Annotated in this window: 19 protein-coding genes and 3 pseudogenes; 4 read left to right on the top strand and 18 right to left on the bottom strand. The window is 63.2% G+C overall.

The window, feature by feature from the left end:
* Positions 1–40 precede the first annotated feature (40 nt).
* The 4 genes from bglA to NLY36_RS18105 all read right to left on the bottom strand — a co-directional run bounded on the left by bglA (position 41) and on the right by NLY36_RS18105 (position 5,486).
* A complete protein-coding gene (gene bglA, locus NLY36_RS18120; protein ID WP_031201799.1) occupies positions 41–1,705 on the bottom strand; it encodes a beta-galactosidase BglA in 1,665 nt (554 codons plus the stop codon).
* 5 nt (positions 1,706–1,710) lie between these two features.
* Entirely contained in the window at positions 1,711–2,865 is a 1,155-nt protein-coding gene (locus NLY36_RS18115; RefSeq protein WP_023715517.1) for a carbohydrate ABC transporter permease, read from the bottom strand.
* A gap of 1 nt (position 2,866) precedes the next feature.
* Positions 2,867–3,880, bottom strand: a complete 1,014-nt coding sequence (locus tag NLY36_RS18110) for a carbohydrate ABC transporter permease (RefSeq protein ID WP_023668891.1) — start codon at positions 3,878–3,880, stop codon at positions 2,867–2,869.
* 250 nt (positions 3,881–4,130) lie between these two features.
* A complete protein-coding gene (locus NLY36_RS18105; protein WP_023690253.1) occupies positions 4,131–5,486 on the bottom strand; it encodes an ABC transporter substrate-binding protein in 1,356 nt (451 codons plus the stop codon).
* Positions 5,487–5,850: 364 nt separating this feature from the next.
* On the opposite strand from NLY36_RS18105, the gene NLY36_RS18100 reads away from it, so the two are divergent.
* Positions 5,851–6,873 (top strand): substrate-binding domain-containing protein, encoded by a 1,023-nt coding sequence (locus NLY36_RS18100; RefSeq protein WP_023684299.1) that lies wholly within the window; start codon positions 5,851–5,853, stop codon positions 6,871–6,873.
* 165 nt (positions 6,874–7,038) lie between these two features.
* Positions 7,039–8,383: pseudogene (locus tag NLY36_RS18095) on the top strand (NAD(P)/FAD-dependent oxidoreductase).
* A 26-nt stretch (positions 8,384–8,409) separates the two neighbouring features.
* Here the strand turns inward: NLY36_RS18095 and NLY36_RS18090 are convergent.
* From NLY36_RS18090 to NLY36_RS18040, 10 genes and pseudogenes are all read right to left on the bottom strand, one after another.
* Positions 8,410–9,822 carry a S8 family serine peptidase gene (locus tag NLY36_RS18090; protein ID WP_286461282.1) on the bottom strand — a complete coding sequence of 471 codons (1,413 nt, stop codon included), beginning with the start codon at positions 9,820–9,822 and terminating at the stop codon, positions 8,410–8,412.
* Complete coding sequence (locus NLY36_RS18085) at positions 9,812–10,480, bottom strand: hypothetical protein (RefSeq protein WP_031249538.1); 669 nt, start codon at positions 10,478–10,480, stop codon at positions 9,812–9,814. Before NLY36_RS18085 ends, NLY36_RS18090 begins: the two co-directional genes overlap by 11 nt.
* Positions 10,481–10,494: 14 nt before the next feature.
* On the bottom strand, positions 10,495–11,061 hold the full coding sequence (locus tag NLY36_RS18080; protein ID WP_023683483.1) for a sigma-70 family RNA polymerase sigma factor: 567 nt from the start codon (positions 11,059–11,061) through the stop codon (positions 10,495–10,497).
* A gap of 179 nt (positions 11,062–11,240) precedes the next feature.
* Positions 11,241–12,430: pseudogene (locus NLY36_RS31745) on the bottom strand (integrase core domain-containing protein).
* A 250-nt stretch (positions 12,431–12,680) separates the two neighbouring features.
* Positions 12,681–13,520: an alkaline phosphatase family protein gene (locus tag NLY36_RS18065; protein WP_023683484.1), complete on the bottom strand. Its 840-nt coding sequence runs from the start codon at positions 13,518–13,520 to the stop codon at positions 12,681–12,683.
* Between the two features lie 64 nt (positions 13,521–13,584).
* The gene (locus tag NLY36_RS18060) at positions 13,585–15,240 is read right to left on the bottom strand and encodes an ABC transporter ATP-binding protein (RefSeq protein ID WP_023695964.1); all 1,656 of its coding nucleotides are present in this window, start codon (positions 15,238–15,240) and stop codon (positions 13,585–13,587) included.
* Positions 15,240–16,064: an ABC transporter permease gene (locus NLY36_RS18055; RefSeq protein ID WP_023671389.1), complete on the bottom strand. Its 825-nt coding sequence runs from the start codon at positions 16,062–16,064 to the stop codon at positions 15,240–15,242. Before NLY36_RS18055 ends, NLY36_RS18060 begins: the two co-directional genes overlap by 1 nt.
* 9 nt (positions 16,065–16,073) lie before the next feature.
* Complete coding sequence (locus tag NLY36_RS18050) at positions 16,074–17,033, bottom strand: ABC transporter permease (RefSeq protein ID WP_023671388.1); 960 nt, start codon at positions 17,031–17,033, stop codon at positions 16,074–16,076.
* 16 nt (positions 17,034–17,049) lie between these two features.
* Positions 17,050–18,636, bottom strand: a complete 1,587-nt coding sequence (locus tag NLY36_RS18045) for an ABC transporter substrate-binding protein (RefSeq protein ID WP_023671387.1) — start codon at positions 18,634–18,636, stop codon at positions 17,050–17,052.
* A 154-nt stretch (positions 18,637–18,790) separates the two neighbouring features.
* Positions 18,791–20,776 (bottom strand): CocE/NonD family hydrolase, encoded by a 1,986-nt coding sequence (locus tag NLY36_RS18040; RefSeq protein ID WP_023695963.1) that lies wholly within the window; start codon positions 20,774–20,776, stop codon positions 18,791–18,793.
* Between the two features lie 179 nt (positions 20,777–20,955).
* Between NLY36_RS18040 and NLY36_RS18035 the strand changes: the two are divergent.
* A pseudogene (locus tag NLY36_RS18035) lies at positions 20,956–21,181 on the top strand (BrnT family toxin); the annotation flags it as partial.
* Between the two features lie 9 nt (positions 21,182–21,190).
* On the top strand, positions 21,191–21,502 hold the full coding sequence (locus NLY36_RS18030; RefSeq protein ID WP_023671384.1) for a BrnA antitoxin family protein: 312 nt from the start codon (positions 21,191–21,193) through the stop codon (positions 21,500–21,502).
* Positions 21,503–21,512: 10 nt separating this feature from the next.
* On the opposite strand, the gene NLY36_RS18025 is transcribed toward NLY36_RS18030, so the two are convergent.
* From NLY36_RS18025 to puuE, 4 genes are read right to left on the bottom strand one after another with little or no spacing between them, the layout of a single operon-like run.
* Positions 21,513–22,106, bottom strand: coding sequence for a nucleoside deaminase (locus tag NLY36_RS18025; RefSeq protein WP_023695962.1), 594 nt, complete (start codon positions 22,104–22,106; stop codon positions 21,513–21,515).
* A 3-nt stretch (positions 22,107–22,109) separates the two neighbouring features.
* The gene (locus NLY36_RS18020) at positions 22,110–22,610 is read right to left on the bottom strand and encodes an ureidoglycolate lyase (RefSeq protein ID WP_023695961.1); all 501 of its coding nucleotides are present in this window, start codon (positions 22,608–22,610) and stop codon (positions 22,110–22,112) included.
* Positions 22,607–23,464 (bottom strand): bifunctional allantoicase/(S)-ureidoglycine aminohydrolase, encoded by an 858-nt coding sequence (locus NLY36_RS18015; RefSeq protein WP_444848972.1) that lies wholly within the window; start codon positions 23,462–23,464, stop codon positions 22,607–22,609. The genes NLY36_RS18020 and NLY36_RS18015 overlap by 4 nt, the downstream gene beginning before the upstream one ends.
* 32 nt (positions 23,465–23,496) lie before the next feature.
* On the bottom strand, positions 23,497–24,915 hold the full coding sequence (puuE, locus tag NLY36_RS18010; protein ID WP_023695959.1) for an allantoinase PuuE: 1,419 nt from the start codon (positions 24,913–24,915) through the stop codon (positions 23,497–23,499).
* Positions 24,916–24,930 lie beyond the last annotated feature (15 nt).

Genomic DNA, 24,930 nt, shown 5'->3' with positions numbered 1-24,930 from the left:
GAACCTGGATTTCCTCAAAAAATCCAGTTTCGTCAAAAACTCAGTCGATGCGCCCGAACCAGGCGCCGTAGCCGCCGAGGCGGATGGAACCTGTGCCGGATTGTCCCGAAAAACCGTGCCCGGCCAATGGCAGCAACGCCTGACCACCGAGATCGACCTCGGCCGGCTTGCTGGCCAGATTGAAGACGCAGACGATCTGCTCATTGCCCTCACGGCGGGTGAAGGCGACGGTGTCGCCCTCGCTTTCGATGAACTCGATGTCGCCTTTGGCCAGGGCCGGATGCTGGCGGCGGAAACCGAGAAAGCGCCGGTAGTGCTCGAGCAGCGAGGCCGCGTCGCCCTGCTGAACATTGACCGCTTGCGACAAGTGCTTGCCCGGCACCGGCAGCCAGGGCTTGGCCGTCGAAAAGCCGGCATTGCTGGCGGTTGCATCCCACACCATCGGCGTGCGGCAGCCGTCGCGGCCCTTGAATTCGGGCCAGAAGCGAATGCCGTAGGGGTCCTGCAGATCCTCGAACTGCAACTCGGCTTCGCCAAGCCCAAGCTCCTCTCCCTGATAGAGGCAGACCGAACCGCGCAGCGACATCAGCAGCGCCGAGATAACCTTCAGATAGGCGGCCGGGTCGGCCTCGTCGGCGGCCCAGCGCGAGGCCGGACGCATCACGTCGTGGTTGGAAAAGGCCCAGCACGACCAGCCGTCACTGGCGACTTTGCCGAAGGCTTCCAGCACCTCGCGCACCTTGGCGGCGCTGATCTTTTCCGGCGCCAGGAAATCGAAGGAATAGCACATGTGGACGCGTTTGCCGCCGGCGGTGTAGGCGGCGACCACTTCCAGCCCGCGTTGCGAATCGCCGACTTCGCCGACTGCGGCGGTTGCCGGATATTCGTCGAGCAGCGCCCGGAACCGTTCGAGGAAGGCAAGGTTTTCCGGCCGGCTCTTGTCGTAGATATGGTCCTGGTAGTTGTAGGGATTGACCGCAGGTGCTGTCTGGTCGTTGCGCTCTTCGGGCGGCAGCGGCGGATTGTTCTCCAGCCCCTGGCTGTGGAAGTAGAAATTGATGGTGTCGAGGCGGAAGCCGTCGACGCCGCGCTCCAGCCAGAAGCGGGTGACGTCGAGCAGCGCGTCCTGGACTTCCAGATTGTGGAAGTTGAGATCGGGCTGCTCGGACAGGAAATTATGCAGGTAATATTGCTGGCGGCTGGTGTCCCACTGCCAGGCCGAGCCGCCGAAGATCGACAGCCAGTTGTTGGGCGGCGTGCCGTCCGGCCTGGCGTCGGCCCAGACATACCAGTCGGCCTTGGGATTGCTACGGCTGCCGCGGCTCTCCTTGAACCATGGATGGTTGTCGGCGGTGTGCGACAGCACCTCGTCGATCATCACCTTGAGGCCGAGGTGATGGGCTTCCGCAACCAGCGCGTCGAAATCGGCGAGCGTCCCGAACATCGGGTCGACGTCGCAATAGTCCGACACATCGTAGCCGAAATCCTTCATCGGCGACTTGAAGAAGGGCGAAATCCAGATGGCGTCGACGCCGAGCGAGGCGATGTAGGGCAGCCTGCGGATGATGCCCTTGAGGTCGCCGATGCCGTCGCCATTGGAGTCCTGATAGGAGCGCGGATAGATCTGGTAGATCACCGCGCCCCGCCACCAGTCGCGATCGACGGCGAGATCGGGCTTCGAGGTCGCCTTCAAAGCGGCTTGCATAAGTCTCAACCTCCTTTGACCGAGCCGGCCAGCAGCCCGCGGACGAAATAGCGCTGCAGCGAGAAGAACACGATCAGCGGCACGATAATGGTGACGAAGGCCGATGTCGTCAGGATTTCCCAGTCGCCGCCGCGCGAGCCGAGCAGCGCGTTGAGCTTCGCGGTCAGCACGATCTGGTCCCCTTCGGTACCGAGGAAAACCATTGCCACCAACAAATCGTTCCACACCCACAGGAACTGGAAGATTGCAAAGGACGCCAGCACCGGGAAGGACAGCGGCAGCACGATCTTGACGAAGATTTCGAAATCGCTGGCGCCATCTATGCGCGCCGATTCCATGATCTCGCGCGGCAGGCCGGCAATATAGCTGCGCAGGAGATAGATGGCGAAGGGCAGGCCGAAGCCGGTATGCGCCAGCCAGATGCCGAGATAGGTTTTCGACGGCACACCGAAGAAGATGCCGACGCCGTTGTAGATCTTCAAAAGCGGGATCAAGGACATCTGCAGCGGCACGACCAGCAGGCCGATGATTGTGGCGATCAGCAAGGCGCGGCCGGGAAAACGCATCCACGCCAATGCATAGGCGGCGAAGGCGGCGATCAGGATCGGGATGACCGTCGCCGGGATGGTGACGGTCAGCGAGTTTATGAACGAGCGGCCGATGCCCTCCGAAAACAGCACGGTCTTGTAATTGTCGGTGGTGAATTTCGGTGGCGCCGACGAGGCGTAATAGACGCGCTGGCCACGGTCGCCTTCGAAAGCCTTGGGCGAACTCATGACGAACGTTCCGTCGGCATTGAGCTGCAAGGTCACGCCGTCGCCGAGATCGGCAGTGGTGCCGGCCGGATATTGCGTCGGTGCCGCCGACTTGACGCCGAAGGCGCTGATGTTGCGCGCAGCACCGTCGCCGAAGATATTGCCGGCAAGCACGAACTTGCCGTCCTTCTCGACCTGCGCCGAGGCCGGCGGCAGGCGGCCGGCTTCAGTCTGGCTGGAGCTGGAGAATGAGTTCCACCAGCCCGAGGCGATGATCTGGTCCTTGTCGCGCAGCGACGAGACCAGGATGCCGAGCGTCGGCACGGTCCAGATGGCGACGAAGACGAGCACGGCGATGTGGACGCCGAAGCGGCTGGCAAAGGACTTCCCGGTCGCGACGGCCATCTCAGTGTCCTCCCGTCTCTTTGTTCGCCTGGCGGATGTTCCAGACCATGATCGGGATGACCGCGATCATGATGATGATGGCGATGGTGGCGCCGCGGCCGAAATCGCCGCCGCCGCGGAACATCCAGTCGAACATCAGATTGGCCAGCACCTGGCTGTTCCACTGGCCGTTGGTCATGGTCAGCACGATGTCGAACACTTTCAGCACCAGGATGGTGATCGTCGTCCAGACCACGGCGATGGTGCCCCAGATCTGCGGCACCATGATCTTCCAGAATATCTGGAACGGATTGGCGCCGTCGATGACCGCGGCTTCAAGCGTCTCTTCGGGGATGCCGCGCAATGCCGAAGACAGGATGACCATGGCAAAGCCGGTCTGGATCCAGATCAGGATGATCATCAGGAAGAAATTGTTCCAGAACGGAAGCGATATCCAGACCTGCGGCTGGCCGCCGAAATACTGGATGATGGCGTTGAGCAGACCGATCTGCGTCTGGCCCTCGCCGCGATATTCGTAGATGAATTTCCAGATCACGCTAGCGCCGACGAAGGAGATCGCCAGCGGCAGGAAGATCAGGCTCTTGGCGATCGTGCCCCACCAGATCTTGTCAGTGAGCACGGCGATTATCAGCCCTAGAAAGGTGCAGGCAGCGGGCACCACCGCCAGCCAGATGATGTTGTTGAGGATCGAGTTGCGGAACTCGCGGTCGCCGAACGCCCATTCATAGTTGGCGAAGCCGACAAAATGCTGGCCGCCGCGGTCGAGGAAGGACAGCCAGAGCGTCGCCACCACCGGATAGATCAGGTAGACGGTGAGGATGATCATCGCCGGGCCGACGAACAGCCACGGACGGACCAGTCCTTGCCGGCGCAGATTGTCGATGGCCGCAGCCCCGGCCACGCCGCGCGACGGGAATATCAGGTCGACCAGCTTGTTGGCGCCCCAGAAATAGGCGACGCAGCCGCCGACGCCGATGATGATGACAAAAATGGCCGATAAGATCTGAGCAGCCATGGGTCCCTCTTCCCTGCGCATGATCGGCCGGGCCTTGAACAGCCCTGGCGATGTGGCTCTGCGCCGATTTAAGTTATTCTGAAACGAACGAACGCAAATCGGTCCGGCGTAAGGCGCCGGTCGGATCCGGGCCATAGCGGCCCGGATCCAGTCTGTGGAGGAAGTCCTGAATTTGCCGCCAAAGCGGCTGATTACTTGGCAGTGGTTACTTGCCAGCTGACTGCTTGCCAGCTGACTGCTTGCCAGCTGACTACTTGATAGCGTCCCAGCTCTTCTGGATGTCGGTGGCGACATCCTGCGCCGACTTGCCGCCGACCAGATCGATCATGCCGGTCCAGAAGGCGCCGGCGCCGATCTTGCCCGGCATCAGGTCCGAACCGTCGAAGCGGAAGGTCGAGGCATTGGCGAGAATATCGCCCTGCTTCTTCAGCGCGTCGCTGGCATAGGCATCCTTGTTGACCGACTTGAGCGGCGTGACGAAGCCGCCCTGGGCCATCCAGATTTCATGTGCCAGCGGCATTTTCAGGAATTCGATGAACGCGCGTGCACCCTTCGAATCCTTGGTGATCATGGCCAGCGTGCCGGCGCCGAGCACAGGCGTGCCCAGCTCGGGCTTGGATGCATAGGGCGGGAAGTAGAAGAAGTCGGCGTCCTGTCCAACCTTTGTGCCTTCCGGGAAGAAGGTCGGGATGAACGATGCCTGATGGTGCAGGTAGCATTTCGGCGGCACCGAGAAGAGGCCCTTCGGGCTGTCGCGGAAGTCGGTCGCGGCAACCGCCTTGGCCCCACCGTCGACCATCTTGTCGTCGGTCGCGATCTTGCCGAAAATGTCGATGGCGTTGACCACCGCCGGATCGTTGAACGGGATCTCGTTCTTTACCCACTTGTCATACACGTCGGGCGTCTGGGTGCGCAGCATGATGTCTTCGACCCAGTCGGTCGCCGGCCAGCCGGTAGCGCCGCCTGAGCCGAGGCCGATGCACCACGGCGTGCCGCCGTCGGCGATGATCTTCTTCTCGAGGTCGGCGAGCTCTTCCTGGGTCTTGGGAACCTTGTAGCCGGCTTCCTCGAAATTGTCGGGCGAATACCAGACCAGCGATTTCACGTCGGCCTTGTAGGGGAAGGCGAAGAAGCCCGGCTTGCCGTCCTTGTCCTTGAAGGTGCCGAGATCGACCCATGACTGGCCGGCGCCGTAATTGTCCTTGATCCATTTGGCGGTGTCGTCGCCCAGCGGCGTCAAAAGGCCCTTGGACGCCAGATCCTGGATCAGGCCCGGCTGCGGCAGTACGGCGATATTGGGCGGGCTGCCGGCTTGGGTATCGATGACGATCTGCTGTTCGTAATTTTCCGACGAGGAGTATTTGATCTCGGCGCCGGTGGCTTCCTGAAAATATTCGAGAACAGTGCGGATGAGGCCTTCGTCCTCGCCGCGCCAGGGCCCGAAGATGGTCAGCGTCTCGCCCTTGAGATCGACCTTCTTCAGCTCTTCGTAATTGGCCCAGTTGAAGCGCTTGTCTTCCCCGGGCTTGAACTTCAGTTCGGCTTGCGCCGGCAGGGACAAGGCGAGTGTGGCAAACGCTGCGCCAAGCAGAAGCATCTTCTTCATCGGTATTCCTCCCAGTGTGGACACATACACCCGGGCGGAACCTCCATTCCGCCCGCCGACGCTGCAGGACTGTGACTCGTTCAGAAAGGAACCGCAACCTTTCGAAGAGTCTTCCAAAGCGCTTTGGTCTTTTTGATCTCGCCATTGAATCGGCTGGAAGTCAAGAGGGCGGTGGGCTAATCGATTTAATTGCGGGCCGCAAGACTTGGTAAAGTGCACTGCAGCACAGTTTTACGGCGGTGCAGCACCGTATTAAGCTTCAAACTGGCCGGACCAGTGCGTATGGTCGACCAGCTCGGCCGCGCCCATTGTGGCGCCGCGTGGCTTCAAAATTAAAAGCGCTTTGAGGCTTGGAGGCCTCCCAGTGAACCTGAAGCAGCTCTCTCATATGCTGGCCCTGTCGCAGACAACGGTAAGCCGTGCGCTCAACGGCTATCCCGAGGTCAACGAGGAAACCCGCCGGCGTGTGGTGGATGCCGCCAAGCGCCACGGCTACCGGCCCAACCCGAGCGCGCGCCGGCTGGCGACCGGCAAGACGGGCATGATCGGGTATGTGCTGCCGACGGGCGCCTCCGTCGACATCGACCCGCATTTCGTCGAGTTCCTGTCGGGTCTCGGCGACTATGCCCGCTCGCACGAGCTCGACCTAGTGCTGTCGCCGGCCGATGCCGACGACCAGGAAACCACCTATCGCCGCATCGTCGCCAACCGCCAGGTCGACGCCGTCTACATCTCCTCGCCGCGCCCGGCCGACCGGCGAGTGGCGCTGGTCAACACGCTCGGCATTCCCTTCATCGTCCATGGCCGCAGCGAAGGCTTCGATTTCGACTACCCCTTCACCGACATCGACAATGAGGGCGGCTTCCACGACGCCGCCCGGCTGCTGGTTCAGCTCGGCCACCGCCGGCTGGCGCTGATCAATGGCGACGACCGCGAGACCTTCGCCATCCACCGCGAGCGCGGCATGCGCAGGGCGCTGGCCGCGAGCGGCCTGACGCTCGGCGAGCGCCATGTCTGTTCACTCACCATGACCGAGGAGAACGGCTACCGCGCCGCCAGGCGCCTGCTCGAACAGAGCGAGCGGCCGACGGCGATCGCCTGCTCCAGCCTGATCATGTCGCTCGGCGTCGTGCGCGCGGTGCGCGACCTTGGCCTGACCATTCCCGGCGACCTGTCGTTGATTGCCCATGACGACGTCTTTCCATGGCTGAAGCCGGAGAATTTTTCCGTGCCGCTGTCGACGACGCGCTCGTCAATCCGCCTCGCCGGCGCCCGCATCGCCGAACGCCTGGCAGCGCGCATTTCCGGCTTGGAAGAAGGGGCGCGGGGCGAGGTCTGGCCTGTCGACCTGGTGGTGAGAGGCTCGGTCGCCGGCGCGCCGGTTTAGGGATTAATCCAATTGCTCCGCTGGCAAGTTCACCCATGTGGATGTTGCCCGCAGATAGATTGACTTCGTTGGGACAACGGTCTGCCTGGACCTGTCCTTGATTTGGCTTCGAGTGGGTGGCAACCAGTAAGCCAGAGCCATCAACCAGTCCTCAGGGTGCGCCACTTGCCCATATTCCCGTTCTCCGAAACGGATCCAATCCGGCATCCTGGCCCACCGCCGAAAACGTCGGAGGTGGTCATTGTCGGTGGCGGCATCATCGGTGACGACGGCGCTTTTCCTGGCACAGCGGAACATCCCGGTGACGCTGCTGGAAAAAGGACGCATTGCGGCCGAACAGTCGTCCCGCAATTGGGGCTGGATCCGAAAGCAGGGACGCGACGCCGACGAGTTGCCCATCGTCATAGAGGCTATTCGCCTGTGGCGGCAACTGGCTGAGGAATGCGGCGAGGACATCGGCCTGACCCAGACAGGTGTGACCTACCTGGCGAAGACCGACAAGGACATGGCCGGCTTCGAAGCATTCATGAAGATCGCTGCGACGCATGCGCTCGACACCCGTCTCCTGGATGCAGACGAAACCGCGGCACTCATCAAAGGCATGTCGCGCAAATTCAAGGGCGCGATGACGACGCCCTCCGACATGCGGGCGGAGCCTTGGCTGGCGGTGCCCGCACTTGCCCGGCTCGCCGCGCGAAAAGGCGTCAAAATCGTCGAGAATTGTGCGGCGCGAACCCTCGAAATCTCAGGCGGCAAGATCAAGGGCGTGTGGACCGAGGCGGGGTATGTCGAGGCCTCCAGCGTGCTGGTCGCCGGCGGCGCCTGGTCATCTCTGTTCTTGCGCAGACACGGCATCTCCATCCCCCAGCTCAGCGTCAGAGTAACCGCAGCCGCAACGGAGCCCATGCCTGAGGTCTATGCAGGTGCGGCCGCCGACGAACACATCGCGTTCCGGCGCAGGCAGGATGGCGGATATACGCTCGCCGCGGGCGGCAGCCATTTGCTTTACCTGGGGCCTGACGCATTCCGGCACGCCACCAATTACCTTCCCGCCCTCAGGGACAATCCGTTCGGGACACGCTACTTTCCGTTCGCCCCGTCAGGCTACCCTGACGCCTGGTCGACGCCGCGCGATTGGGCGCCGGATTCCGTCAGTCCTTTCGAAAAAATGCGGGTGCTGAACCCGCCCCCTGAACGAGCCGGTCTGCGTTCCATAGAACGCAATTTCGGACGTCTTTTTCCACAGCTCGAAACAGTTCGCCTGAAGGCAGGCTGGGGCGGCATGATCGACGCCATGCCGGACGTCGTCCCCATCGTGGATCATGTGCAGGCCGTCGGCGGTCTTTTCGTCGCGACGGGAATGAGCGGTCACGGCTTCGGTATCGGGCCTGGCATAGGCCGGGTCGTTGCCGACATGATCCAGGGAAACCAGACCGGGCACGACCTCAGCCGCTTCCGGCTGTCGCGCTTCCATGATGGCAGCCCTGTTCGGCTGGGTCCGGCGCTCTGAATTGGGTGGCGCGAAATTCGCCCGGTTTACTTGTTCGCCGCCGCCTTCGTATCCAGCAGCCCATAACCGAAATCATTGTCCCGTCCCTTCGGACCGAGATCCCTGGCGGTGACGGCCAGCGCCTTTTCGATATCGTCGGCCGAGCGCTCGGGTGAGGCGTGGATCAGGTTGGCGATTGCGCCGGACACGATCGCGGCGGCAAATGAGGTGCCGGTGACGACGTCAGAGCCGGCGCCGCTCGGCGCCACCATCTCGACGCCGGGCGCCGAGATGAAGACATAAGCGCCGCGATTGGCCTGCTGCATCAGCCCGTCCTTGGCGTCGGTGGCGGTGACCGCGATCACGCCGTCATAGGCGGCGGGGTAGCCATAGGGCGCTTTCGGCCCGTTGTTGCCGGCAGCAGCGACCAGGATGATGCCGAGCCCGCGCGCATTGCGGCAGGCGGTGGCGAGCAGATCGTTCTTGGGGCCGACGAAACTCATATTGATGATGCTGACATTCTGGTCCGCCGCCCAGTCGAGCGCCGACAGGATGACATCCATGGTCGACCTGCCGTCCTCGAAGGCGCGGGCGTGATAGATCCTGGCGCCGGGCGCCATGCCTTCGAGCGCGCCGACGCCGGCGATCAGCCCGTCGACCGAGGTACCGTGGTCACGCTTTTCGACCGGCACGTTGGGCATGGCGTCGAACTGGTCGGCAATGACGCCGGACAGCGCCGGATTGGTGTCGTCTATGCCGGTGTCGATGACGGCGATGCGCACGTTTTCGCCACTGGCTTGCTTGTTGTCGAGCTGAATGCGCTCGAAGGCATAGTTGACGATGCCGGCCGCCTGCTGCAGCGAATAGATATGGTTTGGCTCGCGCCGCAGGGTGCGGCCATCGGCGGCCAGCTGCGCCAGCACGGCGCCGACCGGGCGGCCGTCGGGAATGCCGAAGCGCACCAGCGTGGTGCCGAGCAGCCGCGACTGGCGCTGCGAGCGCACTTCAAGGCCGAAGGAGGCGGCGATCTGCTGGACGGCGCCGGCATCGCCGTCGACGGTCACCAGCACCTCGTCGGGCACGAACTCGCCGGCGATGGCACGGCGCGGCGCGGTCGCGACAAGATCGGTCGGCGAAACGATCGCCCCGCCGGCGGGTGGCCCGGCCTGCGTGTCGGCAGGCGGCGCTGACGGCCGCGGCGTCGGCACGGGCGCTACGGGAGCCGGTGGGTTGGGAAACAGGTCGACGATCAGGGCCGGAAGGGTAACTGCGCCTGGTTCGCCGCCGACGTTGGCCTCATTGCCGTCTTTCGGGCAGTCGGCAGCCGCCGCTCCGGCCGCGTCGGTGCAGTCGGCCCGGCCGGCATTGGGATCATTGGTCTGCGCCGACGCCGGCACGGCGACGATTGTCGTCGCCGCCACCAGGATCGCCGCAAATCGAATGACCGCCCTAGCTGCCATCAACCGGTTTCCTTCCCTCGATCACAGTCTCCGCGAACGGCTGGGCGGCAATAAGGCCGACGAGCCTGGTGTAGTCTGCTCCGGTCTTGACCGGGATGGCAATGCGGAAGACGCCCGAGGCGGCCGGCCCGCCGGCGATCTTCAGCGCGTTCTGGTCGAGGAAGACAGCGATGTCGGACATCTTCGCATCCGGCTTGAACTTGACCAGCGCGAACGGCAGTTTCGCCAGATCATCCTCGGCGCCGGCAATCTCGAAATCATGGCTCTTGCCGCCGGTCTGCACGTAGGACTGCACCACGACCAACGCCAGCAGCACCGCCGCTGCCGCCCAGGCGACACCGACCGGCACCGCCATGAAACGGCCGAGTGCCTGCGCCAGCCAGGAACGGCCCGCGGGAGCGCGGACCGGTCCGGCTTCGGCGTCGAGCGCCCTGGCAAAGCGGCTGAGCGCATCGGCCGGAGGCCGGATCGCCTCGTTGGCGGCGGTGGCGCCGGAGAATTCCGCCTCAGCCTCGCCAAGCGCCGCCGTCGCCGCCGGATCGGACGCCAGCCATTCCTCGACGGCTTCGAGGTCCGAGCCTTCCAGCGAGCCGTTCAGGTAGAACGGCAGCAGCGTTTCCATTTCGTCACGGCGCGAGATTTTTTCAGCGGCGCTCATGTCTTCAGGATTGCTCATGGCCACCCCCTGTCGTAACCGGCGGCCTTGAGGGCTTCGCCGAGTTTCTTGCGGGCGTAGAACATTCGGGTCTTGACGGTGGCGACCGGGATGCCGAGCACCTCGCCAATCTCCGTCACCGACTGTCCATGGTAATAGGCAAGGTCGATCACCGAGCGGTGTTCCTCCGGCAAGGCATCGACGAAGCGCCGCAAAGCGGCGCCCTTGTCTTCCTTCATGGTGGCGACTTCCGGCGTGTCGGCGCCGTCGGGAACCTGCGCCGCATCGTCGTCATCGATCCAGTCTTCTTTTTTCTTGCGAAGCATCGACAGCGCCTTGAACCGGGCGATGCCGAGCAGCCATGTCGAGACTTCCGAGCGCCCTTCGAAACCGGGCGCCTGGCGCCACAGCTCGAGAAAGACCTCGTTTGCGATATCGTCGGCCATCATTTCCGATCCCGTCTGGCGCACCACGAAGCGGTAGACCCGCGCGTGGTGACGCATGAACAGCAGCCGAACAGCGGCACGGTCGCCCTTCGCGACCCGGTCGACAAGCGCGCGATCAGTCTCGGTCGCTGCCGTCATGGCCGGTCGAGCCGCCTGGCTCCTGTCTGCTCTGTCGCCGATAGGTTCAAAAAGGTTCATCCTTCCGCCAAGGAATTTTGGCGAAGCTAACCGAAGAGAGGGAGTGTTGCCAGAGCGTCTGTCCAGCCGATAGATGGGTAACACTTTGAACCGGATACATAGGTGACACTTCTCTCCCCCTATGCGTCCGCCGCAGCGCCAAGCGGATTGGTTGGCGCGGCGCTGCGGCGGACAAGCTTCATGTGCCGTGTGTCGATGATGCCGAGCGGGTGGGCATGGAATGAGAGTGTCCATTGTCCGTCTTCGGTCTCCAACGCAGCGACCGGTTCGCCCGCCAGCGCTTGCGAGACATATATGAAGCCGCCATTCCATCGGATCTCGCCATTGTGGCGCACGCGGCGGACCGAGGCCTCGGCCGGATAGACGGGCTCGGGTGGTGTCCTGGGCATGGCGCGCTGTGAGGACCGGTAGTGCTGGGCGGGCGTATCCATGCCCAGCGCCTCATGGGGACGTTCCTCATTGTAGCTTTGGCGGAAGGTCTCGAAGGCCTGGCCCTGTGCCGTTCGGTCGGCTTCCGGTGCCTCGGCCATCGGCAGCATGGTCAGGTGAAAGCGCTCGTGACGTCCGTTCTGCTGTGGCCTGCCGGGTGCGATCCGCTCCAGCGTGATGCCGAGCTTGATGAAGCGCACGACAAGCGGCGTCAGCCCGGTGACGCCGGCCGATGCGAAGGGCGGGCCATTGTCGCTTTTGAAGCGATCCGGCAGGCCATGCTCTTCAAACAGCCGTTCGAACACCGGCCAGGCTTCGCTATCGGCCGTCGACCCCGTCGCTTCGAGCGCCAGAAGAAGCGGCTCGACGCATCCATCACCGTCAAGGGTTCGCAACGCCAGCCGTCGCGGGTCCGGAACCAGCCCTTGTGATCGCCAGTCCACACCGCGTTCGGTTCTTGCGGCTGTGGCCAGGGTCCATTGCCGCAGGCCCGCAGGCGGGGTCGCTTGCGGGCGCGGACAAGCCCATGCCGCGCAAGGATCGCGCCGACCGTCGAGGCTGAAGGCCACATGAACTCGGGAGCCGTGCGCCTGAGCCGTGCCACGATCTTCTTTGGACCCCAAAGCGGATGCAGCTCCTTGGCCGCCACAATCCGCTCAACCAGATCCTGAGCTGTTGCACGGCCTTGATTGAGCGGGGCTCGCGGCAGGTCGTGCAAACCCTCAGGCCCAAACGTCCGATAGCGTCCTAGCCATTTGTAGCCGTTCTTGCGTGAGATCCCGTAGGCCGCACAAAGCGCAACCATCGTCTCATCCCCAGAAAGACACTCCACAACAAACCGTAGCCGCTCGTCCATGATGCCAGTCTCTCGCCAAACCATCGCCGGTCCTCCGGCGGACAAGAAAACTGTCACCCATGCTATCGGTCCATTCTGTTACCTATCTATCCGGTTCGGACACGTCTCCCTTCTCCCCGTCACTACACGGGGAGAAGGTGCCGGCAGGCGGATGAGGGGCGGCGCCGGCGTTGGGGTATTTATTTTGATGTTAGCGCTGCCCCTCACCCTTACCCTCTCCCCGTATAGTGACGGGGAGAGGGGGTAGCGAACGGCGGCTCAGCGACGACCTCCGTCACCCCAAAAACGGCTTAGCCTTCATGGTCTCCGGCACCGGCACACCCAGCCGCTTCAGCACCGTCGGCGCCAGTTGCAGCTGATCGAGCAGCGTGTCCGGATCCGGCCCTTTGCCGGCTCCGAAATAATACAGCGCGAAATCCTGCATTTCATCGTCACGGCCGCCATGATGGCCGCGGTCTGTCTGGCCGTGGTCGGCGGTTACGATCACCTCGTAACCGGCCTGCCGCCAGCCCGGCAGGAAGGCTGCCAGCATGCCGTCCATCGCATAGCAGGCATGGTCCATTTCGTGGCAGTCATGGCCGAAGCGGTGGCCCATCGAATCCAGAGTGCAGGTGTGCAGGATACCGTAGTCGATGGCATGGCGCCGGGTCAGCATGGTCAGCGTCGCAAACAGGTCGACATCGCTCGGCGTCATCTGGTTGCGGGCATTATAGCCGGTCATGGTGTGGAAGCGGCCATGCGCGATCGGTCCGTTGGGCTCGTCATACTCCATGTCCTCGACCAGATCGAACGGATAGGAACGGAAGAATTCGGACCAGTAGGAATGAGTCACTGCGCCGGTCTTGCCGCCGGCCTTGCTGACCTCGGAGAAAATATCCGGCTTGTTGACGAGAAAACGGTTCTCGTTGGATAGGATGCCGTGCTCCTGCGGCGAAACCCCGGTGTGGATCGAGGCATAGCAGCAGGCCGAGGTCGACGGCAGCACCGAGCGCATCTTCCACACCTGCGCCTCGCCCGACTGCACCCAGCCCTCGAGATTGCCCATCAGCCGGCGCCAGTTCCGGTAGGGCACGCCATCGAGAATGATGAGCAGCAGTTTGGTCTTGAGCGCCATGGGCGGCTCCGGAAAGCTTTTGCCGTTGAAGGAAGTTTTCGCGACAAAGGCCGCGAATTCCCTACTAATTCCCCGCGCTCGCCATGCGCCGTCCCTTGATCGCCTTTTCCAGCCAGCCGATCTCCATCTCGGGAACGGACGACAGCAGCAGGTCGGTATAGGCGTCGAAGGGCGGCGTCAGCACCTTGCTCTTGGCGCCGTAGCGCACCACCTCGCCGCGGTACATCACCGCGATCGAATCGGCGATCGACTTCACCGTCGCCAGATCGTGAGTGATAAAGAGGTAGGCGACCTTCTCGTGCTGCTGCAGGTTGAGCAGCAGCTTGAGAATGCCGTTGGCCACCAGCGGGTCGAGCGCCGATGTCACCTCGTCGCAGATGATCAGCTTGGGCTTGGCGGCGAGCGAGCGGGCGATACAGACGCGCTGTTTCTGGCCTCCGGAGAGTTCGGCCGGATAACGATCGAGAAAGCCCTTGCCCATCTCGATCTCGTCGAGCAGTTCGGCGACGCGCTTGTCGCGCTCGCGGCCGCGTATGCCGAAGTAGAATTCCAGCGGCCGGCCGATGATGGTGCCGACGGTCTGGCGCGGGTTCATCGCCACGTCGGCCATCTGATAGATCATCTGCAACTGGCGCAGATCCTCCTTCGGCCGGTCGGCAAGCCGGTTGGCGAGCGGCCTGCCATCGAAGGTGACGGTGCCTTCCTCGGGCGGCAACAGCCCGGTGATGGCGCGCGCCAGCGTCGACTTGCCAGAGCCGGATTCACCGACGACCGCCAGCGTCTGTCCCGGATAGATGTCGACCGAGACGTTCTTCAGCACCTTGACGTGGCTGCCGCCGTAAGCGGCGGTGACGTTCTTGACCGACAGGAACGGCGCGGCGCCGGGCTTCTGCTCGGCATGCTCGATCTCATGCACCGAGACCAGCGCATTGGTGTATTCCTGGCGCGGCTCCTTGATGATCTGGCGGGTGCCGCCCCATTCGACCAACCTGCCATGGCGCAGCACCATGATCTCGTCCGAGACCTGGGCGACGACGGCAAGATCGTGGGTGATGTAGAGCGCCGCGACATGGGTGTCACGGATGGCGTCCTTGATCGCCGCCAGCACGTCGATCTGCGTCGTCACGTCGAGCGCCGTGGTCGGCTCGTCGAAGACGATCAGGTCGGGTTCCGAACACAGCGCCATCGCCGTCATCACGCGCTGCAACTGGCCGCCGGAGACCTGGTGCGGGAAGCGTTCGCCGATGGTTTCGGGGTTCGGCAGGCTGAGCTTCTTGAACAACGCCACGGCACGTTTCTCTGCCTCGGCGCGTGTCGCCGTGCCGTGCAGCAGCGTTGCTTCCACCACCTGGTCCATCAGCTTGTGCGCCGGGTTGAAGGCGGCGGCCGCCGACTGCGCGACATAGCAGACCTCGCGGCCGCGCAATTTGCGGAAACCTTCCTTGCCGCCCTTGAGGATATCGCGGCCGTTGAGCAGCACCTCTCCGCCGGTGATGCGCACGCCGCCACGGCCATAGCCCATCGACGACAGGCCGATGGTCGACTTGCCGGCGCCGGACTCGCCGATCAGGCCGAGCACCTTGCCCTTTTCCAGCGTCAGCGAGACATCGTGGACCAAAACGATGTTCTTCGGCGCCTCGCCGGGCGGAAACACTGTCGCTTCGATGCGCAGATTGCGGATATCGAGCAGCAGGCCGGGCTTTGCTTTTGTGTCAGCCATCACCCGCGTCCTCCCTTCAGGCTTGTCGTGCGGTTGAGCACCCAGTCGGCGACCAGATTGACCGAAATCGCCAGTGCTGCGATCGCCGCGGCGGGAATGAGTGCCGCCCCGATACCGAAGACGATGCCGTCCTTGTTCTCCTTGACCATGCCGCCCCAGTCGGCATCCGGCGGTTGCACGCCAAGCCCGAGAAAGGACAGCGTCGACAAGAACAGCACCGCGTAGATGAAGCGCAGACCAAGTTCCGAGACCAGCGGCGAAAGCGCGTTGGGCAGGATCTCGCGGAAGATGATCCAGCCGCTGCCTTCGCCCCGCAGCTTGGCGGCCTCGACATAATCCATGACGTTGATGTCGACGGCCACCGCGCGCGACAGCCGGTAGACGCGGGTCGAGTCGAGGACGCCCATCACCAGGATCAGCGTCACCAGGTTGGTCGGCAGCACCGAAAGCACGACGAGCGCCATGATCAAGGTCGGGATCGACATCAGCAGATCGACAAGGCGCGACAGCAGCGTGTCGAACCAGCCGCCGAACACCGCCGCCGAAAAGCCGAGGATGGCGCCGAGCGAGAATGACAGCGCGGTGGCCAGCACCGCAATGAACAGCGTGATGCGAGCGCCGTAGATCATGCGCGACAGAAGATCGCGACCGAGATTGTCGGTGCCCAGCAAATGTGCCGCCGTCATCGGTTCCCAGACATCGCCGACGATTTCGGCATTGCCGTACGGTGCGATCAACGGTGCGAAAACTGCCGCCAACACGAACATAGCCGTCAGCACGATGCCGATCAGCGCGGGGATGGGGATGCGTTTGATGTCGAGCATGCCCGCCGCCTATTTCGGATGTCTGAGGCGCGGATTGGCGACAATCGCCCCGATGTCCGCAATGATGTTCAGGCTGATATAGACGGCGGCGAAGACCAGGCCGACCGCCTGCACCACCGGCACGTCGCGCTTGGTGACGTGGTCGACCAGATATTGTCCCATGCCGGGATAGACGAAGATCACCTCGACCACGACGACGCCGACGATGAGGTAGGCGAGGTTGAGCATGACCACGTTGATGATCGGCGCTATGGCATTGGGGAAAGCATGCTTGCGGATGACGTTGAAGGCCGACAGGCCTTTCAGTTCCGCCGTCTCGACATAGGCCGACTGCATGACGTTGAGGATGGCCGCGCGGGTCATGCGCATCATATGCGCCAGCACAACCAGCGTCAGCGCGGTGGCCGGCAGCGCGATCGCCTGCATGCGCTCACCGAACGGCATGCCGTCATAGACCGTGGAAATGGCCGGGAACCATTGATACTTCACGGCAAAGAAATAGACGAGCACATAGCCGATGAAGAATTCCGGGAAAGATGTCGAGGCGAGCGCCAGGCCGGAGATCAGCTTGTCGACCCAGCCATTGCGGTAACGCACGGCGATCAGGCCGAGGATGATGGCCAGCGGCACGGCCACGATCGCAGCCCAGAAGGCGAGGAACAGCGTGTTCCACAGCCGCCCCTTGATCGACGTGGCAATATCCTGGCCGCTCGACATCGCCGTGCCAAGATCGCCGGTGAGCACACCGCCTAGCCAATGGAAATACCTGATGTAAGCCGGCTGATTCAGGCCGAGCTGCTCGCGCAGATTGGCGAGCGATTCCGGCGTCGCCGACTGTCCGAGAATGGCTTGCGCGACGTCGCCGGGCAGGATCTGGGTGCCGGCGAAGATCAGGACCGAAACGGCCAGCAAGAGGACGATGCCCAGCGCAACGCGCTGGGCCACAAGTTTCACGACGGGTGAGGACATATCCGCAAAGCCGGGCTCAGGCTTCGAGCCAGCACTTCGCCAGCGCGTAGCCGTTCATCAGCTCCTGATGCGGATCGTCGACCCAGCCGCCGACCTTGGCGCCTGTCGCATCGATGAACTGATTGAACATCGGCAGGATCAGGCCGCCCTCGTCGCGCACCAGCACGGCCATGTCGTGGTACATCTGCTTGCGCTTGGTCTCGTCGAGTTCGGCGCGTGCAGCCAGCACCAGCTTGTCGAAGTCCGGACGCTTGAAACGGGTGTCGTTCCAGTCGGCGGTCGACAGATAGGCGGTCGAGTACATCTGGTCCTGGGTCGAGCGGCCGCCCCAATAGGAGGCGCAGAAGGGCTGCTTGTTCCAGACCTCGTTCCAGTAGCCGTCGCCGGGCTCGCGCTTGAGCTCGATCTTGATGCCGGCCTTGGCCGCGCTCTGCTGGAAGAGCTGCGAGGCGTCGACCGCGCCCGGGAAGGCGACGTCGGAGGTGCGCAGCAGCACGGTGCCGTCATGGCCCGACTTCTTGTAGTGGAACTTGGCCTTGTCGGGATCATATTTGCGCTGCTCGATCTCGGAAAACAGCGGATAGGACGAATTGATCGGGAAGTCGTTGCCGAGCGAGCCGTAGCCGCGCAGCACCTTGTTCAGCATCTCCTCACGGTCGATCGCGAGCTTCAGCGCCATGCGCAGGTCGCTGTTGTCGAAGGGCGCGGTGTTGCAATGCATGATGAAGACATAGTGGCCGGGGCCGGCATGGTTGCGGATGGTGACGCCCGGTACACGCTTGATCAGGTCGACGATCTTCGGCTCGACGCGGTTGATCATGTTGACCTGGCCGCCCTGCAGGGCCGCCGTGCGCGCGGTCGCGTCGTTGATGACGATGATCTCGATCTGGTCGGCATGGCCCATCTTGTCGGCCTGCCAGTAATTGGCGAAGCGCTCGCCGCCATGGCGCACGCCGGGCTCGTTGGTGGTGACCTTGTAGGGTCCTGCCGAGATGCCGGCATCCGCCTTGTCCTTGCCGCCGTTGGGCTGGACGATGAGGTGGTAGTCGCTGAGGAGATAGGGAAGGTCGGCGTTGGCCTCCTTCAACGTCAGGACGACTTCCTTGCCACTGGCCTTGATGCTGTCGATGCCCTTCATGTAGCCCAGCGCGCCGGACTTCGACTTTTCATCGGAATGGCGCTCGAGCGTTGCCGCCACATCCTCAGCGGTCACCGTCTTGCCGTTGTGGAATTCGACGCCGTCTCGGATTTTCAGCGTCCACACCTTGGCGTCGTCCGACGAGCCGATCTCTTCGGCGATGCGGTTCTCGAGCTTGCCTTCCGGAGACAGCTCGACGATCAGTTCGCCCCACATCTTGCCAAAGGCGAACGGCACTTGCGTCATGAACAAAGCCGGGTCCAGGCTGTTCGTGGATTCGCCGCCGACGAGGCCGGCCTTCAGCGTGCCGCCCTTGACCGGGCCTTCCGCACGAGCCGCACTGGAAAGCAGCATATTGGCGAAGGGCGCTGTGACGCCGAGTGCGGCGGCGCGGCCGAGGAAATCACGACGGCTCAGCTTGCCGGACGCAACGCGCCGGCTCAGATATTCGAGTTCGTTGGACATTTGAGTTCCTCACTCTGTTGGTTCGACCTTATGGTCGTTTTTTGCTTGTTGTTACCAAAGGGATATTGACCGGAAGGCAAAGCCGTAAGCAAGACGGAATGCGACATGCCGTGGCGTAAATCGTGCGTCGCAACTGGACCAGTCGGGTCGACGCTCAGAGCAGGTCGCGCGGGATCGTCTCTTCGAAATCGCGTTCGAAAACCAGCGTTTCGCCCTCATAGGCTTCGATTCTGGCGCTGACGATGAAGTTTTGCGCATCGCAGCGCATTTCAGCCGACGTCTCGGTGCGAACCGACCATCCGTTTCGCGACAAGGTCTGCGTCCAGTGCGTGCGACCCGAGGCAGACAGCGGCTCGTCGGGGTGGATCGTCCAGCTCTCGCGGGCAATGCTGCCATTGGCCAGTCCATGCGCGAGATCGCGCACTTCTCCGAAATCATCCGTGATCGACAGCGTGACGATGCCGGTCTTCTCATCGCGATCGACGTGACGCTCGGAATTCGCTGCACGAACTGTCGCGGTTGCCCAGGGTGTTGCGCCTTCGGGAGACTGGAACGAGGTCTCGTCGGCTTTTGCGAGCGGGCGCAGCGGCAGCCTCAGCGTCGCCGCTGAAAGGTCTAGCCGCACCGGCTCCGGCGACGGCCAGATCATCGGCCAGTAAGCATTGGAAACCGCGATGCGCAGGCGGTGTCCGGCCGGCACGCGGTAGGCGCACTGGTCTAGAATAACGCGCGCCGAAACCGTTTCGCCCGGCACCAGCGCTTGCGGCTGTTCGTGCGAAGAACGATGCGTCAGGTTGAGCACGCCGTAGGAGATCAGTTCCGAGGCGCCGTCGGGGTGCACGTCGCACAGCCGCACCGCGATGTTCGCCTGCGGGCGATCGGACGACACCCGGATGAGAAGCTCCGGCGCGCCGACGATGTCGAGTGCCTCGGCAAGCACAGGCTGATCGAAGCAGACGGACAGCGCGTCGTCCGGGCGCTGGTCGCCCGGCAGTTCCGGGCCAAAGGTGAAGGGAAAATATTCGCCGCCGGCGAGCCCGCAGCTTTGCGGGGTCGCCACGATCGCCGGCCTGACGCCGTCAGCAATGAGTTCGATCGCCCCGACCTTGATGTTGGGAGACGGCCATTCCTGTTCGGCCACCCAACGGCCCGGCCGCTCCGGGTGCCAGCGCGCGGGGCGCACACTGTCCATGACATAGGCGCGATAGTCCGGGTCGGCCTCGACACCGGTGTCGACGCCTTTCAGCCAGCGGTCCCACCAGCGCAACGCCTCCTGCAGGAAGCCGATGGCGGGTGTTGGCCCGGCATAATGCGGGTATTTGTGGATCCACGGCCCGACAATGCCCTTCACCGGCGCCTGGATGTTGGCGACGAGGTGCGAGATCGTGTTGCGGTAGCCGTCATGCCAGCCGCCGATCGACAGCACGGCCGCTTTGACGGCGGAGAAATCCTCGCAGATCGAACCGCGTTTCCAATAGGCGTCGCGATGCTGATGGCTGAGCCAGAGCGGCAGAAGGAAAGACTGGTTCTCCAGCCGCGTCAGCCAGAGGTCGCGCCAGCGGTTGTCGCCCGCAATCAGCGGATCCGGCGGTCGCGACGAATAGGACAACATGGTCGAGGCCCAGCCGAAATTTTCCGTCAAAAGGCAGCCGCCCTTGTAGTGGATGTCGTCGGCGTAGCGGTCGACGGTCGAGCACAGGCTGATCACCGCCTTCAGCGCCGGCGGCTGCTTGGCCGCCACCTGCAGGCAGTTGAAGCCACCCCAGGAAATGCCCATCATGCCGACACTGCCGTTGCACCAGGGCTGTGCTGCCGCCCAGGCAATCACATCGCAGGCGTCCTGCAATTCCTGCTCGGAATATTCGTCGTCCATCAGACCTTCGGAATCGCCATTGCCGCGCATGTCGACGCGGATCGAGGCGTAGCCGTGGCCGGCAAAATAGGGATGCGTCAGTTGATCGCGAAAGATGGTGCCGTCGCGCTTGCGATAGGGCAGGTGCTCGAGGATCGCCGGCACCGGATCGCTGCTGGCGTCCTCCGGCATCCAAACCCGCGCCGACAGCCGGCAACCATCCGGCATGACGATGCCCATATCGGGGAATTCGACGACCTTGCGGGGAAATTCGGTGATGGTTTTCATGCGATGCTCCAGGATGTCAGTGACGCATGGAGCGGGCATGTCATGAAGTCAAACGGGCGACGGCCGGTGTCGCCGCGACGACGCCACGATATGTAGCCCGATTGTTTTGCCCTGATGTTGCAGGATTATAATTAATGTATTACATTTATTAGCTGAACCCAACGTGATGAGGATTTCGCCTGAAAATCGTTTGGGATGAGCCAAAGCGCGTGACGAACCTGGACAGCCGGGGTCTCGATTTTGCCGAACTCGATATTGAGTTTTTTTGCGACTTCAACCGTCCTTCCAGCCAAGGCCGACCGGTTCAAGGCGATTGGCGAATTCGGAGAGATCATCCTGGCCGTGATTTTCAAGCCGCTTGGTTCGGAGGTGATCTCGATGCGCGCCGTGCCAGCCGAAAGGAAAGGTCAGTATATGAACAATCCTAAATCGCGTGTTCGACCGCTTACCGATGCGGAGGAAGTGGAAATTCAAAGACAAATTGTTGATGATCCCGACGATGCGGAGACGACAGACGAACAGTTGGCGCAAGCCAGGCCTTTCGCGGAAGTGTTTCCAGAACTTTTCGAGAGCATAAGGCGTGCTCGTGGCCGGCCAGCCGTGGAGAAGCCTAAGCAAGTCGTGTCCATCCGTCTGGATCAGGATGTCATCAGTAAATTCAAGGCGACCGGCAAGGGCTGGCAGGCCAGGATCAACGAGGTGCTGAAAAACGCGAAGGTAGGCTAGGCAATCCGCGTCAGTTCAGCGGAATGTCGTTTTCGGCCTTGCGCGCCTGATAAGCGCCGGACAGTTCGTCGTAGCGGGCGGAAATATTGCCGATCCTTGCCTCAAGCCGGCCGCGCTCGGCCTCGGGCAGCGTCCGCACCAGCCTGCGAATGGAAAAACTCTTCCAATAAGCGTTCTCGGCATTGTAGCCGCCGGGATCAAGAGTGAAGACCTCTTTCAGGATTTTCAGATCGTGCGGGATCGCAAAGCTGTCGCGTGAATCCTCGTGGCTGAAGAGGTAGTAGAAATTGTCGAAGCCGGTCCAGGTGATCGCCGACAGGCAGAGCGAGCAGGGCTCATGCGTGGCGATGAAGATGGCGTCCTTGGTGTCGACGCGCTCGGCTTTCGGCATTTCATAGAAACGCTTCAGGCAGTGCACCTCGCCATGCCAGAGCGGATTTTCCATCTCGTTGTTGGTTTCGGCCAGCACCAGCGAGCGGTCGCCCTTCCGCAGGATGGCGGCGCCGAACAGCTTATTCCCATGGGCCACGCCCTCTGCCGTTTTCGGCACGATGTCGTGCTCGATGACATCGAGCAGGCGGTCGATCAGCGACAAGTCGGTCATTTCTCAGGTCTCGTTGGGGAGATGGATTTCGTAGGGGTGCGAGAAATGGAACTCTTCGAGGTTGGAGCCGTCACCGCCGCGGTCGACGATGACGAAATCCTGCGCTTCGCCGAGCGGCGTCAGCACGCCGTGCCAGAGATTGCGCGGATAGTTGACGCCTTGCCCGGGTGCGGTGATGAAGGCGTGCGGCTCGCCCGGACCGTCCTTGCCGTCATGGCAGACGACGACCAGGAAAGGCCGCGGCGACAGCGGGATGAACGCCTGGCTGCCCAAGGGATGGCGCTCGACCATGCTCAGCTTCAGCGGCAGGTCGTAAGGCGTGCCGCGCGCCATCGAGATCAGCACGCGGGCATTCGGTCCCGCGGCTTCAGCGGTGGCGAGATTGTGGTAGCGCTCGGTCTTGCCGCCATTGATCGGGTAGTGATTGCCGCCGCCCATGTCGATGACATCGCCGAAGCCGGCAAAGCTTTCGCGGGTCAGCGGCCGCGCTGTGATGCGGGTCACCGCGCGCGACCGCCAATGCCCGCCCCGCCGAGCTTGGCGTGCCGGTTGACGTCCTTGTAAAGGAGATAGCGGAATTTGCCTGGGCCGCCCGCGTAGCAGGCCTGCGGGCAGAAGGCGCGCAGCCACATGAAGTCGCCGGCCTCGACCTCGACCCAGTCCTGGTTGAGGCGGTAGACCGCCTTGCCTTCCAAGACATAGAGCCCGTGCTCCATGACATGCGTCTCGGCAAACGGGATGACGGCGCCGGGCTCGAGCGTGACGATGGTGACATGCATGTCGTGGCGCATGTCGGCCGGATCGACGAAACGGGTCGTCGCCCAGCGGCCCTCGGTGCCGGGCATCGGCGTCGGCGCCACTTGCTGGTCACTGCTGAACAGGGCTTCCGGCGCGCCGATGCCGTCGACGGCCTCATAGGCCTTCCTGATCCAGTGGAAGCGTACGGCGTCGCGACCTTCGTTGCGCACCGTCCAGCCGCTGGCCGGCGGCAGGAAGGCAAAACCGCCGGCTTGAAGCAAGTGCTTCTTGCCGGCCAGCGAAACGGTCAACTCGCCCTCGACCACGAACAGCACGCCCTCGGCGCCGGCGTCCGGCTCGGGCCGGTCGCTGCCGCCGCCGGGCAGGACCTCGACGATGTACTGCGAAAATGTCTCGGCGAAACCCGAAAGCGGCCTGGCGATGATCCAGGCCCTGGTCTCGTCCCAGAACGGCAGTGGGCTGGTGACGATGTCCTGCATCACTCCCTTCGGTATGACGGCATAGGCCTCGGTGAAGACGGCGCGGCCGGTCAAAAGCTCAGTTTGGCCGGGATGGCCGCCATGCGGTGCATAATAGGTTTTCTGGTCAGTCTTGATCATATCCATTGGGTCCTGACCCCTCAGTCATTTCATTAGAGCGGGAGCATGTCTTTCAGGCGGAGCAGCGCGATGCGCTCGACCTGTTTGCAGGCGGTATCGAGTTCTACGCCACGGCTGTTGCCGATGCGCGCCTCGAACTCGGCGAGGATCTCCTCCTTGGTCTTGCCCCGCACCGCGATGATGAAGGGAAAGCCGAAGGTGGTGACGTAAGCGGCGTTGAGCTTGGAAAACAGCTCGCGCTCCTTGTCGGTCAGCGCGTCGAGGCCGGCGGAGGCCTGCTCGCGTGTGGATTCCGCAGTGAGGCGTCTCGCTTCGGCCAGTTTGCCAGCGAGATCGGGATGAGCGTTGAGGACGCCGATCCGCTCGGTTTCGCTGGCGGCGCGGAAGACGCGGCAGAGCGCATTGTGCAGGCCGCCGGCGCTGTCATGCGCCGGCCCAAGCTCCAGCTCATAGGCACGTTCGGCGATCCAGGGCGAATGTTCGAACACGCCGCCGAAAGTGTCGACGAAGGTCTCGAACGCCATCTTCGACGGCTTGAGCGCCGCCGGCTGGTAGGGGTGGTTCTCCTGCCAGTGCCTGGCGATATCGATGCGCCGTGCCAGCCAGACCTTGTCGTGCGATCTGACATAGTCGACGAAGCGCTTCAGCGCCGCCACCCGCCCGGGACGTCCGACGAGGCGGCAATGCAGGCCGATATTCATCATCCGCGGCCGGCCCGCTTTGCCCTCGGCATAGAGCGTGTCGAAACTGTCCTTCAAATAGGCGAAGAACTGGTAGCCGGAATTGAATCCCTGCGGCGTGGCGAAACGCATGTCGTTGGCATCGAGCGTGTAGGGGATGACGAGTTGCGCGCCGCCGCTGTGCTCGAACCAGTAGGGCAGTTCGTCGTCATAAGTGTCCGACACATAGTCGAAGCCGCCCTCTTCGGCCACCAACCGCACCGTATTGACCGAGGTGCGGCCGGTGTACCAGCCGGTCGGCCGTTGGCCCGTCACCTCGTAGTGCAGCTTGATCGCCGCTTCGAGGTCGCGGCGCTCGTCCTCGGCGCTGTGGTCGCGGTAGTCGATCCATTTCAGGCCGTGCGAGGCCATTTCCCAGCCGGCCTCCTGCATCGCCGCCACCTGGTCGGGCGACCGGGCTAATGCTGAGGCGACCCCGTAGCAGGTCACCGGCACTTGCGCCTCGCTGAACAGGCGCAGCAGCCGCCAGAAGCCTGCCCGCGCGCCATATTCGTAGATCGATTCCATGTTCCAGTGGCGCTGGCCGACCCAGGGCGCGGCGCCGACGATTTCCGACAGGAAGGCTTCCGAGGCCTTGTCGCCGTGCAGCACGCAGTTCTCGCCGCCTTCCTCGTAGTTGACGACGAATTGGACGGCCACATGCGCACCGCCCGGCCATTTCGGATCCGGCGGATTGGCTCCGTAGCCGCGCATGTCTCTAGAGTAACGCATTGCCCCTCCCCGCCG

The organism is Mesorhizobium sp. C399B, from assembly GCF_030323185.1.
Lineage (GTDB): Bacteria > Pseudomonadota > Alphaproteobacteria > Rhizobiales > Rhizobiaceae > Mesorhizobium.
This window is presented reverse-complemented; position numbering and strand designations above follow the sequence as displayed.

What these genes read in the sequence shown, in the direction of transcription:
- NLY36_RS18060 (WP_023695964.1), bottom strand. Translation starts at nt 15,240, where the DNA reads ATGGCTGACACAAAAGCAAAGCCCGGCCTGCTGCTCGATATCCGCAAT.
- NLY36_RS18090 (WP_286461282.1), bottom strand. Translation starts at nt 9,822, where the DNA reads ATGGCAGCTAGGGCGGTCATTCGATTTGCGGCGATCCTGGTGGCGGCG.
- NLY36_RS18085 (WP_031249538.1), bottom strand. Translation starts at nt 10,480, where the DNA reads ATGAGCGCCGCTGAAAAAATCTCGCGCCGTGACGAAATGGAAACGCTG.
- puuE (WP_023695959.1), bottom strand. Translation starts at nt 24,915, where the DNA reads ATGCGTTACTCTAGAGACATGCGCGGCTACGGAGCCAATCCGCCGGAT.
- bglA (WP_031201799.1), bottom strand. Translation starts at nt 1,705, where the DNA reads ATGCAAGCCGCTTTGAAGGCGACCTCGAAGCCCGATCTCGCCGTCGAT.
- NLY36_RS18065 (WP_023683484.1), bottom strand. Translation starts at nt 13,520, where the DNA reads ATGGCGCTCAAGACCAAACTGCTGCTCATCATTCTCGATGGCGTGCCC.
- NLY36_RS18045 (WP_023671387.1), bottom strand. Translation starts at nt 18,636, where the DNA reads ATGTCCAACGAACTCGAATATCTGAGCCGGCGCGTTGCGTCCGGCAAG.
- NLY36_RS18055 (WP_023671389.1), bottom strand. Translation starts at nt 16,064, where the DNA reads ATGCTCGACATCAAACGCATCCCCATCCCCGCGCTGATCGGCATCGTG.
- NLY36_RS18050 (WP_023671388.1), bottom strand. Translation starts at nt 17,033, where the DNA reads ATGTCCTCACCCGTCGTGAAACTTGTGGCCCAGCGCGTTGCGCTGGGC.
- NLY36_RS18115 (WP_023715517.1), bottom strand. Translation starts at nt 2,865, where the DNA reads ATGGCCGTCGCGACCGGGAAGTCCTTTGCCAGCCGCTTCGGCGTCCAC.
- NLY36_RS18040 (WP_023695963.1), bottom strand. Translation starts at nt 20,776, where the DNA reads ATGAAAACCATCACCGAATTTCCCCGCAAGGTCGTCGAATTCCCCGAT.
- NLY36_RS18110 (WP_023668891.1), bottom strand. Translation starts at nt 3,880, where the DNA reads ATGGCTGCTCAGATCTTATCGGCCATTTTTGTCATCATCATCGGCGTC.
- NLY36_RS18080 (WP_023683483.1), bottom strand. Translation starts at nt 11,061, where the DNA reads ATGACGGCAGCGACCGAGACTGATCGCGCGCTTGTCGACCGGGTCGCG.
- NLY36_RS18015 (WP_444848972.1), bottom strand. Translation starts at nt 23,464, where the DNA reads ATGATCAAGACTGACCAGAAAACCTATTATGCACCGCATGGCGGCCAT.
- NLY36_RS18030 (WP_023671384.1), top strand. Translation starts at nt 21,191, where the DNA reads ATGAACAATCCTAAATCGCGTGTTCGACCGCTTACCGATGCGGAGGAA.
- NLY36_RS18105 (WP_023690253.1), bottom strand. Translation starts at nt 5,486, where the DNA reads ATGAAGAAGATGCTTCTGCTTGGCGCAGCGTTTGCCACACTCGCCTTG.
- NLY36_RS18025 (WP_023695962.1), bottom strand. Translation starts at nt 22,106, where the DNA reads ATGACCGACTTGTCGCTGATCGACCGCCTGCTCGATGTCATCGAGCAC.